Annotated in this window: 9 protein-coding genes; 5 read left to right on the forward strand and 4 right to left on the reverse strand. The window is 69.9% G+C overall.

All coding sequences use genetic code 11. The annotated features are described in order from the left end of the window. Positions 1–6: 6 nt before the first annotated feature. Genes AB0Q90_RS38230 through AB0Q90_RS38240 form a run of 3 tightly spaced genes read right to left on the reverse strand, consistent with a single transcriptional unit; the run spans position 7 to position 3,100 of the window. Positions 7–852, reverse strand: a complete 846-nt coding sequence (locus AB0Q90_RS38230; RefSeq protein WP_363163933.1) for a carbohydrate ABC transporter permease — start codon at positions 850–852, stop codon at positions 7–9. Beyond that, complete coding sequence (locus AB0Q90_RS38235; RefSeq protein WP_363163934.1) at positions 849–1,790, reverse strand: sugar ABC transporter permease; 942 nt, start codon at positions 1,788–1,790, stop codon at positions 849–851. Before AB0Q90_RS38235 ends, AB0Q90_RS38230 begins: the two co-directional genes overlap by 4 nt. Beyond that, positions 1,790–3,100, reverse strand: a complete 1,311-nt coding sequence (locus AB0Q90_RS38240; RefSeq protein ID WP_363163935.1) for an ABC transporter substrate-binding protein — start codon at positions 3,098–3,100, stop codon at positions 1,790–1,792. Before AB0Q90_RS38240 ends, AB0Q90_RS38235 begins: the two co-directional genes overlap by 1 nt. 151 nt (positions 3,101–3,251) lie before the next feature. Here AB0Q90_RS38240 and AB0Q90_RS38245 point away from each other — a divergent pair, with 151 nt between their 5' ends. From AB0Q90_RS38245 to AB0Q90_RS38260, 4 genes are all read left to right on the forward strand, one after another. Beyond that, positions 3,252–5,609, forward strand: coding sequence for a glycoside hydrolase family 2 protein (locus tag AB0Q90_RS38245; RefSeq protein WP_363163936.1), 2,358 nt, complete (start codon positions 3,252–3,254; stop codon positions 5,607–5,609). Beyond that, positions 5,606–6,643 (forward strand): LacI family DNA-binding transcriptional regulator, encoded by a 1,038-nt coding sequence (locus tag AB0Q90_RS38250; RefSeq protein ID WP_363163937.1) that lies wholly within the window; start codon positions 5,606–5,608, stop codon positions 6,641–6,643. The genes AB0Q90_RS38245 and AB0Q90_RS38250 overlap by 4 nt, the downstream gene beginning before the upstream one ends. Positions 6,644–6,774: 131 nt before the next feature. After that, the gene (locus AB0Q90_RS38255; RefSeq protein ID WP_363163938.1) at positions 6,775–7,995 is read left to right on the forward strand and encodes an acetyl-CoA C-acyltransferase; all 1,221 of its coding nucleotides are present in this window, start codon (positions 6,775–6,777) and stop codon (positions 7,993–7,995) included. Next, entirely contained in the window at positions 7,992–10,121 is a 2,130-nt protein-coding gene (locus AB0Q90_RS38260) for a 3-hydroxyacyl-CoA dehydrogenase NAD-binding domain-containing protein (protein WP_363163939.1), read from the forward strand. The genes AB0Q90_RS38255 and AB0Q90_RS38260 overlap by 4 nt, the downstream gene beginning before the upstream one ends. Positions 10,122–10,179: 58 nt before the next feature. Here AB0Q90_RS38260 and AB0Q90_RS38265 read toward each other — a convergent pair whose 3' ends face one another. Continuing rightward, positions 10,180–11,193 (reverse strand): hypothetical protein, encoded by a 1,014-nt coding sequence (locus tag AB0Q90_RS38265; RefSeq protein ID WP_363163940.1) that lies wholly within the window; start codon positions 11,191–11,193, stop codon positions 10,180–10,182. A gap of 51 nt (positions 11,194–11,244) precedes the next feature. Here AB0Q90_RS38265 and AB0Q90_RS38270 point away from each other — a divergent pair, with 51 nt between their 5' ends. Then, positions 11,245–11,619, forward strand: a complete 375-nt coding sequence (locus AB0Q90_RS38270) for an NTP pyrophosphohydrolase (RefSeq protein WP_363163941.1) — start codon at positions 11,245–11,247, stop codon at positions 11,617–11,619. Positions 11,620–11,625 lie beyond the last annotated feature (6 nt).

The raw sequence follows: 11,625 nt of genomic DNA on the forward strand, positions 1-11,625 counted from the left end.
CGCTTCTCACCGCGTCGCTCCTCGCATGAAGCCGTTGTAGATGAAGCGCTGGAGGAAGAGGAAGACGATCAGTGTCGGCAGGATGACCAGCACGGCGCCTGCCGAGATCGTCTCCCAATGGGCGGCGTACGGGCCGCGGAAGCGGAACAGGGACGTCGAGATCACGCCAAGATCCTCGGAGGGCATGTAGAGGAAGGGGATGTAGAAGTCGTTGTAGACGGTGATCCCCTTCACGATGACCACCGTCGCGATCGCCGGTTTGAGCAGTGGGAAGATGATCTTCCGGTAGATCGTGAAGGCGTTGGCGCCCTCCAGGCGTGCGGCCTCGTCCAGGGAGATCGGGATGGACCGCACGAACTGCAGGAAGATGTAGATCGAGACGATGTCCGTGCCCATGTAGAGCACGATCGGCGCCCAGAGGGTGTCGAACATGCCGAAGCTGTTGACGATCTGGAAGGTCGCCACCTGGGTGGTGACACCGGGGACCAGCGCGGCGACCAGGAAGAGGGCCACGACCAGCTTCTTGAAGCGGAAGTGGAACCGGTCGATCGCATAGGCCGTCATCGAGCCGATCAGGACCGTGCCGCCGATGGCGAACAGCAGGATCAGGGCCGTGTTGCCGAATGCCGAGAGCATGCGGCCGTCCTGGAACGCGGTCACGTAGTTGTCGAAGTTGAGCGGGTTGCCGGGGAGTGAGAGGGCTCCGTCGGCGTCCGCCATCTCCTGCTCCGTCTTGAGCGAGGTCAGCAGGACCACGACCAGCGGGAGCAGGACCACCACGGTCGCCGTCACCAACGACAGGTAGACGAACGTACGGGCTGCGGCTCGGCGTGTCACACGAGGCTGTGTCATACGAGGTCCACCTTGTCGTCCGGGACGAGGCGCCGCTGGACCCAGGTGACCAGCAGGATGATCAGCAGCAGCACGACCGCGGCCGCCGAGGCGAGCCCCGTCTTGTTGAAGCGGAAGGCCAGGTTCACCGTCTGGATCACAAAGGTCTCGGTGCCGGTCGCCCCGCCGGTCATGATGTACGGGATCTCGAAGACCGACAGCGAGCCGGAGATCGACAGGATCACCGTCAGGCTCAGGACCGGCTTGATGCCCGGCGCGATGATGTACCGGAACTGGTGCCAGCGGTTCGCGCCGTCCAGTTCGGCCGCCTCGTACAACTCCCCCGGGATCGACTGGATCGCGCCGAGGAAGAGCACGAAGTTCAGGCCCAGGTAGCGCCAGACCGAGACGCCCGCGAGCGAGGTGTTGGCCGAGGTCGAAGTGGAGAGCCAGGCGTGGTCGGTCTCCACGCCGAGCAGGCCGAGCACCGAGTCGAGGGTGCCGCCGTCCTGGAAGAAGTAGAGGAAGACGAAGCCGATCGCGACCCCGTTGATCAGGTACGGGAAGAAGAGCACGCCCTTGAAGAAGTTCCGGAAGCGGACGTTGAAGCTCAGGATCGTGGCGAAGTAGAGGGCCGCCGCGATCTGGACCGCGGAGGCCGCGAGGTAGTAGCCGCTGACGAAGAACACCCGGAAGAGGTCCTCACGGGTGAAGATCTCCGTGTAGTTCTCGGCGCCCGTGTAGTTGAGCTCGGGGCTCACGCCGTCCCAGTCGGTGAAGCTGTACGCGACCATGTTGGCGATCGGCGCGTAGGTGAAGACGATCAGCAGGGCGAGGGGGGCCAGCAGGAAGAGCCAGGGGGTGACGCCTCGCCACAGGCGTGCCCTGCGCGGGGCGGGGGCGGCCAGTTCCGTCCCCGCGACCGCACGCTCGACCGCCTTTTCCGCGGTGTCCGTCATCAGGACCCCGCGGTCTGCTGCGCTTCGGCCCAGCGCTTGCTGAGGTCGGCGAAGAAGTCGTCGAGGCTGCCCTTCGTGGCGCCCCGGGCCAGATCCACCAGCTTCTGGCGGTACTCGGGGGCGTAGATGCCGGTCTCCGACTGGTTGTCGATCTGCTTGACCTCGGCTCCCTTGGCGTCGTTCACCTCGATGAACTCCACGCCGGCGTCCTCGTAGGGCTTCAGGACCTGGGGCAGCGGGGCGTTCTTGAGCGGGGAGATCGCCAGGTTGTCCTGGTCGTAGCCGGACTTGTCGGTGAACCAGTCGATCCAGGCGCGGGCGGCTTCCTTGTGCTCGGAGTGCACGTTGACGGCCTGGTTGTAGTCGGGGGCGACCACGGCGCAGAACTTGCCGTCCGTCTGGGCCGGGAAGGGCATGAACCCGATGTCGTCGGGGTTCACCCCGGCCTGCTTCGCGGCGTCCTGGAACTGGACGATGGCCCAGGTGCCGAGCCACTGCGTGGCGATCTCGCCCTTGGCCGTCCGGGGCTTGGACTCCTCCCAGTTGGTGGTGGTCGGGTCCTTCTCGGCCAGGCCCTGCTCGACGATGTCGTGCAGCAGCGTGTCGCCCACGCGCAGGTCGGCGTCCTCGGCCCAGGGGTCGCCCTCGGCCAGCTTGGTGGTGGCCTCCGGATCGCAGTGCACCGAGCCGTTGACGTAGGTCCAGGAGGTGAGCGTCCAGCCTGCGGCGAAGTTCGTGTAGTAGGGAACGGCGTCGGTCCTGTCCTTGATCGCCTGCAGCGCGGTGAGGAACTCGGCCGGTGTGGTGGGCCATTCGGTGACGCCGGCCTCCCGCCAGACCTTCTTGTTGTAGACGAAGCCGGGCATCACACCGACCGGGCTCTGGCCGTAGACCTTGCCGTCGACGGTGGTGAAGTCGGTGAAGCGGTACTTCTTGCTGCGCTCCTCCGCCGTGCCCAGCGAGGCGAAGAACTTCGGGTAGTCGTTCTTCTTGATGACTGCGGGGATCAGCAGGACGTCGCCGTAGTTCTCCGTGTTCATACGGATCTTGACTTCGGACTCGTAGTTGGTGAGCGCCTCGAACTCGACCTTGACCTTCGGGTAGGTCTTGTTGAACTCGGCGGCGTACCGGTCCATCGTGCCGTCCTGCACGAGGTCGGTGCGCACGGTGAGGACCTTGATGGTTCCGCTGACCTTGGCCGGGTCGGTGGGCGCGTCGGCGTCCGCCTCCTTCGAGGTGCCTCCGGTACCGGTGCACGCCGAGAGCAGCAGGGCACTCGCGGCGACGGCCAGGACTGTACGGCGGTACATGTGCATCAGCTCCGTTCACGGGACGGACGAGCACGAGCGGGTTGGCTGATTCGGAACTCTGACAGCGCTTTCTCAACCGGTAAAGTCCCTATCTCGCCATCGGTGCCAAAATCCTGCCCCGTACTGGGGTTGACCGGTTTAGGGAGTGCGCATGCTGGAGGCCACACCGCTCGGCGACGGCTGGATCCTGCGGCACGACGGAGAGGTGCTCCCGGCCGCGGTGCCGGGGTGCGTGCACACCGATCTGCTGGCGGCCGGGGTGATCCCGGACCCCTTTCTCGGGCGGAACGAGACCGAGGTCGCGTGGGTCGGACGGCGGGAGTGGACCTACGAGCGGGACCTGTCCGCGGCCTCCGGGCACGAGCAGACCGACCTCGTTTTCGAGGGCCTGGACACCGTCGCCGAGCTGGCGCTCGACGGGCGGCCGCTCGGCCGGGTGCGCAATATGCATCGCTCCCATCGCTTCGACGTGACCGGCGCTGCGGGCCGGCTGTCCGTGCGGTTCCTCTCCGCGTACACCGAGGCCGAGGCCGTACGCGACAGGCTGGGCGCGCGGCCCGCCGCCTACGCCGAACCCTTCGCGTACGTACGGAAGATGGCCTGCTCCTTCGGCTGGGACTGGGGGCCCACGCTGGTGACGGCCGGAATCTGGCGGCCGGTGCGTCTGGAGCACTGGTCGACGGCCCGCCTCGCCCGGGTGCGCCCGCTGGTGACCGTCGAACAGGGCTCGGGGCGCGTGGAGTTGGCGGTCGACGTGGAGCGGTCGCGGGTCGAGGCGCCACTGACCGTCGAGGCGACGGTGGACGGAGTCCGGGCGAGCGCGTCGATCGACGGCACCCACGGGGTGGTACGGCTGGAAGTGCCCTCGCCGCGGCTGTGGTGGCCCCGCGGATACGGTGAACAGCCGCTGTACGACGTAGAGTTGAGGCTGCTGCACGGCGGCGAGGCGCTGGATGTGTGGCGTCGGCGGATCGGCTTCCGGACGGTGGAGCTGGACCGTTCGGCCGACGCGCACGGCACCGGCTTCACCCTCGTCGTCAACGGCGAGCGGCTGTTCGCGCGGGGAGTCAACTGGATCCCGGACGACGTGTTCCCGTCCCGGATCACCCGCGAGCGCTACCGCACACGGCTCGGCCAGGCGGCCGACGCCGGTGTGGACCTCGTACGCGTCTGGGGCGGCGGTATCTACGAGAGCGAGGACTTCTACGACGCCTGCGACGAACTCGGGCTCATGGTCTGGCAGGACTTCCCGTTCGCCTGCGCGGCCTACCCCGAGGAGCAGCCGCTGCGCGGGGAGGTCGAGGCCGAGGCGCGGGAGAACGTCGTACGGCTGATGCCGCATCCCTCGCTGGTGCTGTGGAACGGCAACAACGAGAACCTGTGGGGGTTCCGGGACTGGGACTGGGAGCGGCGGCTGGCCGGGGAGTCCTGGGGCGAGGGGTACTACCTGGGCCTACTGCCGCGTGTGGTGGCCGAGTTGGATCCGACGCGGCCGTACACGGCGGGCAGCCCCTGGTCCGGTTCCTGGGACCGCCATCCGAACGATCCGGCGCACGGCACGCATCACTCCTGGGACGTGTGGAACCGGGAGGACTATGCGGAGTACCGCGCGAACGTGCCGCGTTTCATGGCCGAGTTCGGCTGGCAGGCGCCGCCCGCGCACGCCACGCTGCGGCGGGCGCTGCCGGGGGAGGAGCTCGCGCACGACTCCCCCGGCATGCTGCACCATCAGAAGGCCGACGACGGGAACGGCAAGCTGCGGCGGGGTCTTGAGCGCCATTTCGCCTTCCCCGAGGGGGACTTCGACCGCTGGCACTACCTCACTCAGGTCAACCAGGCGCGGGCGGTCGCCGCGGGCATCGAGCACTGGCGTTCGCACTGGCCGGTGTGCGCGGGCACGGTGCTCTGGCAGCTCAACGACTGCTGGCCGGTGACCTCATGGGCGGCGATCGACGGCGACGGGCGGGAGAAGCCGCTCTACCACGAGCTGCGGCGGCTGTATGCCGACCGGCTGCTGACCCTTCGAGGGCGGGAGGTGGCTGCCGTCAATCAGTCTGCCCAGGTGTGGCTGGGCGTGCTGCGGCTGCGTCGGATGTCCGTCGAGGGCGAGGTCGTCGGTGAGACGCGCCTGGAACTGGCCGCCGGGGCACGGGCGGTGGCCCGCCTCGGCGTGCCGCCGGAGCTGGAGCCGGCCGGGCCCAAGGAGTTCCTCGTCGCCGACGCCGACGGGTTGCGGGCGCTGTACTTCCCCTGCCCCGACCGGGACATCCCCTACCCCCGGCCGGAGTTCGACGTCTCGCTCGTGCCGGGCGGGATCACGGTCACGGCGCGCACCCTCGTACGGGATCTGCTGCTCCAGGCCGACCGGCTGGACCCGCGGGCGCGCGCCGACCGGGGGCTCGTCACGCTGCTTCCCGGTGAGCGGGTGACCATCGGCGTGCGGGGCTGGCAGACTCCGGATCCGGAGACCGCCCGATCGGCCCTGTACTGCGTGGAGCCCTCCCGATGACGCCTCCTCCTGGACCCCGCGTCACCATCAAGGACGTCGCCGCGCGCGCCGGTGTGTCCAAGGGCGCGGTGTCCCTCGCCTTCAACCACAAGCCGGGCCTGTCGGAGGCGACCCGGGACCGGATCTTCCGCGCGGCCCGGGAGCTGGGCTGGGCGCCCAGCCTCACCGCGCGGACGCTGGCCGGCTCGCGGGTGGACGTGGTGGGTCTGGCGATCTGCCGGCCCGCGCGGCTGCTCGGGCTCGAACCCTTCTACATGGAGTTCGTCTCCGGCGTGGAGAGCGTCCTGACCGAGCACTCCTGCTCGCTGCTGCTGCGGCTCGTGCGGAACGTCGAGGAGGAGGTCGCGATCCAGGAGGCGTGGTGGCGTGGGCGGCAGATCGGCGGCTCGATCCTGGTCGACTTCCGGGCGGACGACCCCCGGGTGGCGGCGGTCGAGCGGCTCGGGATGCCAGTGGTCGCGGTGGGGCATCCGTCGCTCACCGGTGGACTGACCTCGGTGTGGACCGACGACGCCACGGCGGTGACGGATGCGGTGCGGTATCTCGCCGCGCTCGGTCACCGGCGGATCGCACGGGTCGGCGGGGCGGCGGCCCTCGGGCACACCACGATGCGGACGGCCGCGTTCGACGAGGCGGCGCGGACGCTGGAGCTGGCCGGGGCCTGGCAGGTCACGACGGACTACTCGGGCGAGGCGGGCGCCCGCGCCACCCGGTCGCTGCTCACCGCCGCCCCGCCGGACCGGCCGACGGCGATCGTCTACGACAACGACATCATGGCGGTGGCCGGGCTGTCGGTGGCCGCGGAGATGGGGCTGCGGGTGCCGGACGATGTCTCGTTGCTGGCGTGGGACGACTCCCAGCTGTGCCGGCTGACGCATCCGACCCTGTCCGCCATGAGCCATGACGTGCACGGATTCGGCGCGGACGCGGCCCGCACCCTGTTCGGGGCCATCACCGGGCAGGGGCCGGGCTCACACCCCGTACCCACTCCGGTGCTCACCCCACGCGGTTCGACGGCACCCCCGCGGATGTGACGTTCACCGCTCCGGCCTCCGGGACTGTGCAGCTACGTTACCCACAAGTAGCATGGGCCTGAGCGCGCGCTCAGCGCTTGCGCCGTGCAGCAGTGCCAGCAGTGCCATCCCGCATCTGGAGGAGAGCCATCGTGCCTCGTACCGTCAGGGACGTCGTCTTCGTCGACGGCGTCCGCACCCCGTTCGGCAAGGCGGGCCCGAAGGGCATCTACCACGAGACCCGCGCCGACGACCTTGTCGTGAAGGCGATCCGGGAGCTGCTGCGCCGCAACCCCGGTCTGGAGCCCAGCAAGATCGACGAGGTCGCCATCGCCGCGACCACGCAGATCGGCGACCAGGGTCTGACCATCGGCCGCACCGCGGGCATCCTGGCCGGGCTGCCGCAGTCCGTGCCCGGCTACTCGATCGACCGCATGTGTGCCGGCGCCCTGACGGCCGTCACCGCCGTCGCGGGCGGCGTGGCCTTCGGCGCGTACGACATCGCCATCGCCGGTGGTGTCGAGCACATGGGCCGCCACCCGATGGGCGAGGGCGTGGACCCGAACCCGCGCTTCGTCAGCGAGAAGCTGGTCGACGAGTCGGCGCTGTTCATGGGCATGACCGCCGAGAACCTGCACGACCGCTACCCGACGATCACCAAGCAGCGCGCCGACGAGTACGCCGTGCGCTCGCAGGAGAAGGCCGCCAAGGCGTACGCCAACGGCAAGATCCAGGCCGACCTGGTGCCGATCTCGGTGCGCCGCACCAACCCCGAGGCCGGCGAGACGGGCTGGGGCCTGGTCACCGCCGACGAGCCGATGCGCCCGGGCACCACCCTGGAGAACCTCTCCGGTCTGAAGACCCCGTTCCGCGTCCACGGCCGGGTCACCGCCGGTAACGCGGCCGGTCTGAACGACGGCGCCACCGCCTCGCTGATCGCCTCCGAGGACTTCGCCCGGGAGAACAACCTCCCGGTGAAGATGCGCCTCGTCTCCTACTCCTTCGCGGGTGTGGAGCCGGAGGTCATGGGCTACGGCCCGATCCCGGCCACGGAGAAGGCCCTCGCCCAGGCGGGGCTGAGCATCGACGACATCGGCCTGTTCGAGATCAACGAGGCCTTCGCCGTCCAGGTGCTCGCGTTCCTGGAGCACTACGGCATCGCCGACGACGACGCGCGCGTCAACCAGTACGGCGGCGCCATCGCCTTCGGCCACCCGCTGGCCTCCTCGGGTGTGCGTCTCATGACGCAGCTGGCCCGCCAGTTCGAGGAGCAGCCTCAGGTCCGCTACGGCCTGACCACCATGTGCGTCGGCTTCGGCATGGGCGCGACGGTCATCTGGGAGAACCCGCACTTCGACGGAGGCAACAAGTGAGCACCACCGCTGAACTCCTCAAGGGCGCGGCCGAGCTGTTCCCCGACGAGGTCGTGACGTCCGCGCACGTACGCCACCTCGACCTGCCGTTCGGTGCTGGGCGTTTTGCGCTCATCACCCTTGACAACGGCTTCGACCACACCAAGCCGACCACCTTCGGCCCGCAGTCGCTGGCGAACCTGGACGCCGCCATCGACCAGGTCGAGGCGGAGGCCGCGGCCGGCGACATCGTCGGCGTCGGCATCACCGGCAAGCCGTTCATCTTCGCCGTCGGCGCCGACCTCAAGGGCGTCGAGCTGCTGAAGGAGCACAAGGACGCGCTCGCCATCGGCAAGGGCGGCCACGAGGTCTTCAAGCGCCTCGCGGGCCTCGCGGTGCCGACCTTCGCGTACTACAACGGCGCGGCCATGGGCGGTGGCGTCGAGGTCGGTCTGCACTGCAAGTACCGGACCGTGTCGAAGGCGCTCCCGGCCTTCTCGCTCCCCGAGGTCTTCCTCGGCCTGGTTCCCGGCTGGGGCGGCTGCACGATCCTGCCGAACCTGATCGGTGCCGACAAGGCCGTCTCGGTGATCATCGAGAACAGCCTCAACCAGAACAAGCAGCTCAAGGGCCAGCAGGTCTTCGACCTGGGCATCGCCGACGCCCTCTTCGAGGGTGCCGACTTCCTGGAGCAGTCGCTGATCTGGACCGCCCAGGTGCTGAAGGGCGACGTCGAGGTCGAGCGTCCGGTGATCGACCGCGGTGAGGCCTGGGACCAGGCCGTCGCCAAGGGCCGTTTCATCGCGGACTCCAAGGTGCACGGCGCGGCCCCGGCCGCCTACCGCGCCCTGGACATCATCGCCGCCGCCAAGAACGGCGACCTCCAGCAGGGCTACGACGCCGAGGACGTGGCGCTCGCCGACCTGATCATGGGTGGCGAACTGCGCTCCGGCATCTACGCGTTCAACCTCGTGCAGAAGCGCGGCAAGCGTCCCGCGGGCGCCCCGGACAAGAACCTGGCGCGTCCGGTCACCAAGGTCGGTGTCGTCGGCGCCGGTCTGATGGCCTCCCAGCTCGCGCTGCTCTTCCTGCGCCGCCTTGAGGTGCCGGTCGTGCTGACCGACATCGACCAGGAGCGCGTCGACAAGGGTGTGGGCTACGTCCACGCCGAGATCGAGAAGCTGCTCGGCAAGGGCCGTATCAACCAGGACAAGGCCAACCGCCTCAAGGCCCTGGTCACCGGTGTCCTGGACAAGGCCGAGGGCTTCGCGGACGCGGACTTCATCATCGAGGCCGTGTTCGAGGAGATCGGCGTCAAGCAGCAGGTGTTCGCGGAGGTCGAGGCGGTCGCCCCGGCGCACGCGATCCTCGCCACCAACACCTCCTCGCTGTCGGTCACCGAGATGGCGTCGAAGCTGAAGAACCCCGAGCGGGTCGTCGGCTTCCACTTCTTCAACCCGGTCGCGATCCTGCCGCTGCTGGAGATCGTCCGCGGCGAGCAGACCGACGACGCCTCGCTGGCCACGGCGTTCGCCGTCGCCAAGAAGCTGAAGAAGACCGCGGTTCTGGTCAAGGACGCCCCGGCGTTCGTCGTGAACCGCATCCTCACCCGCTTCATGGGCGAGATCCAGAACGTCATCGACGAGGGCACCTCGGTCGAGGTCGCGGAGAAGGCGGTGGAGCCCCTGGGCCTGCCGATGTCCCCGCTGGTCCTGCTGGAGCTGGTCGGTCCCGCGATCGGTCTGCACGTCTCGGAGACCCTCAACCGGGCCTTCCCGGACCGCTTCACGGTCTCCCCGAACCTCGCGGCCGTCGTCAAGGCGGGCAAGCGCGGCTTCTACGTCTACGACAGCGGCAAGCCGGAGCTGGACCCGGAGGTCGCCGCGCTGCTGAAGCAGGGCGACGTCGTGCTGACCGAGGAGCAGGTGCGCGAGCGCGTGCTCGACGCGGTGGCGCAGGAGATCGGGCTCATGCTCGACGAGGGTGTCGTCGCCGAGGCCCAGGACATCGACCTGTGCCTGATCACGGGCGCCGGCTGGCCCTTCCACCTGGGCGGCATCACGCCGTACCTGGACCGTGAGGGTGTCTCGGAGCGCGTGAACGGCAAGAAGTTCCTGGCCCCTGGCCTGGCTTCGGTGCCTTCGTAACCTCCGTGCGGCTGTGAAGGGGGCCTCCGCCGACCGGCGGAGGCCCCCTTCCCCTTTCTCAGACCTCCTGCCAGGCCGCCAGCGCCAGCCCCGGCTCGTTCTTCTGGCGGGCGAGGCGCAGCACGCCGTCCGGTGTCATCGTCGCGGCCACGACTCGGCCCTCGGCGTCCTGTGCGAGGGCGACCCGGCTGCCGGCCGGGAGGTGCGGGCCGGACTCGGTCCACCACAGGCCCGCCGACTCCTGTTGCGTCGGATAGGCGGCGAACGCCACGCGGCCGGAGGCCGAGCGCTGGGCGAGCACCGTGCAGTCGTGGCCCTCCAGGTCGCAGCGCAGGGTGGCCACCGGGCCGGGGCCCGCGGTGGCGATGAGGGCGATCGGGTCGCCGCCGGGCCGCCAGGCGTACAGCATGCCCTCCGGGTCGGCGAAGAACAGCGTCGTGTGCTCCTTCGACGTCGGCAGCGCGCTCAGCGTGCCCGGCTCGACGCGGGCGGCCAGCGGCTCGGCGGCCACCGGGCGGGCGGCGGGCTCCTGCTGGAGCCAGCGCAGGACGCCGGTGGGGTTCGTGGCGTACACCTCGACCAGGCCCGACTCCGCGGTGACGGCGACGAGTTCTTCGCTCACCTTGGAGCCCCTCAGGTCGCGCCAGACGGTCCAGCCGCCGCGCACCTTCTGATTGATGATGTGAACGCCCTTGCCGCGGTTGCGTACGAAGACGTGCGCCCGTCCCTCGGCGTCGACGGCGACGGCGGGTGTGCCGGTGCGCCCGCCCTGTTTGTTGGGGTGGCCGACCGGAAGCCAGTCCAGGGGGGCGAGCAGGGGCCGGAAGTGCGTGGAGTGCACCAGGGCGGACTCGCCCGCCCCGGTGGGCCGCCAGGCGACGAGGTGGGTGTAACCGTCGGCGCCCCGGCCAATCGCGCATCCCGTCTGCACCCTCTGGTCTCCGCCCACTCGGCGCGGGGGGTCCCAGGCGCCGCCGGGTGCCCGTTCCGCCCGGCACAGGACGGCGTCATGCGTCGGCCAGTAGACGCTGAGGCGGCCGTCTCGGCCGCGTATGAGCCAGTCGCCGTTCACCGGATCACTCTAAACGGGGGCGTCCCGGGCACCACGTGCGACCCTGGCCCCATGGACGACAACTCTCCCCTGCTCGTGATCGTCGATGCCGCGAACGTCGTCGGGTCGGTGCCCGACGGCTGGTGGCGGGACCGGCGGGGTGCGGCGGAGCGGCTGCGGGACCGGCTGGCGGCGGACGGCGTGCCGGGGCGGGCGGGTCCGGTGGAGATCGTGCTGGTGGTGGAGGGGGCGGCCCGGGGCGTCGAGTCGGTGCCGGGGGTACGGGTGGAGTCGGCGGCCGGGAGCGGGGACGACCGCATGGTCGGGCTGGTCTCCGCGCGAGCCGATGGCCGCCCGTGTCTCGTGGTGACCGCGGACCGGGAACTGCGGCGCCGGGTGACGGAGTTGGGGGCGGAAGTGGCTGGGCCCCGCACCGTACGGCCGTGAAGGGCG

The sequence above is a fragment of the Streptomyces sp. NPDC079141 genome (assembly GCF_040686775.1).
Lineage (GTDB): Bacteria > Actinomycetota > Actinomycetes > Streptomycetales > Streptomycetaceae > Streptomyces.

What these genes read in the sequence shown, in the direction of transcription:
- AB0Q90_RS38230 (WP_363163933.1), bottom strand. Translation starts at nt 852, where the DNA reads ATGACACAGCCTCGTGTGACACGCCGAGCCGCAGCCCGTACGTTCGTC.
- AB0Q90_RS38235 (WP_363163934.1), bottom strand. Translation starts at nt 1,790, where the DNA reads ATGACGGACACCGCGGAAAAGGCGGTCGAGCGTGCGGTCGCGGGGACG.
- AB0Q90_RS38240 (WP_363163935.1), bottom strand. Translation starts at nt 3,100, where the DNA reads ATGTACCGCCGTACAGTCCTGGCCGTCGCCGCGAGTGCCCTGCTGCTC.
- AB0Q90_RS38245 (WP_363163936.1), top strand. Translation starts at nt 3,252, where the DNA reads ATGCTGGAGGCCACACCGCTCGGCGACGGCTGGATCCTGCGGCACGAC.
- AB0Q90_RS38250 (WP_363163937.1), top strand. Translation starts at nt 5,606, where the DNA reads ATGACGCCTCCTCCTGGACCCCGCGTCACCATCAAGGACGTCGCCGCG.
- AB0Q90_RS38270 (WP_363163941.1), top strand. Translation starts at nt 11,245, where the DNA reads ATGGACGACAACTCTCCCCTGCTCGTGATCGTCGATGCCGCGAACGTC.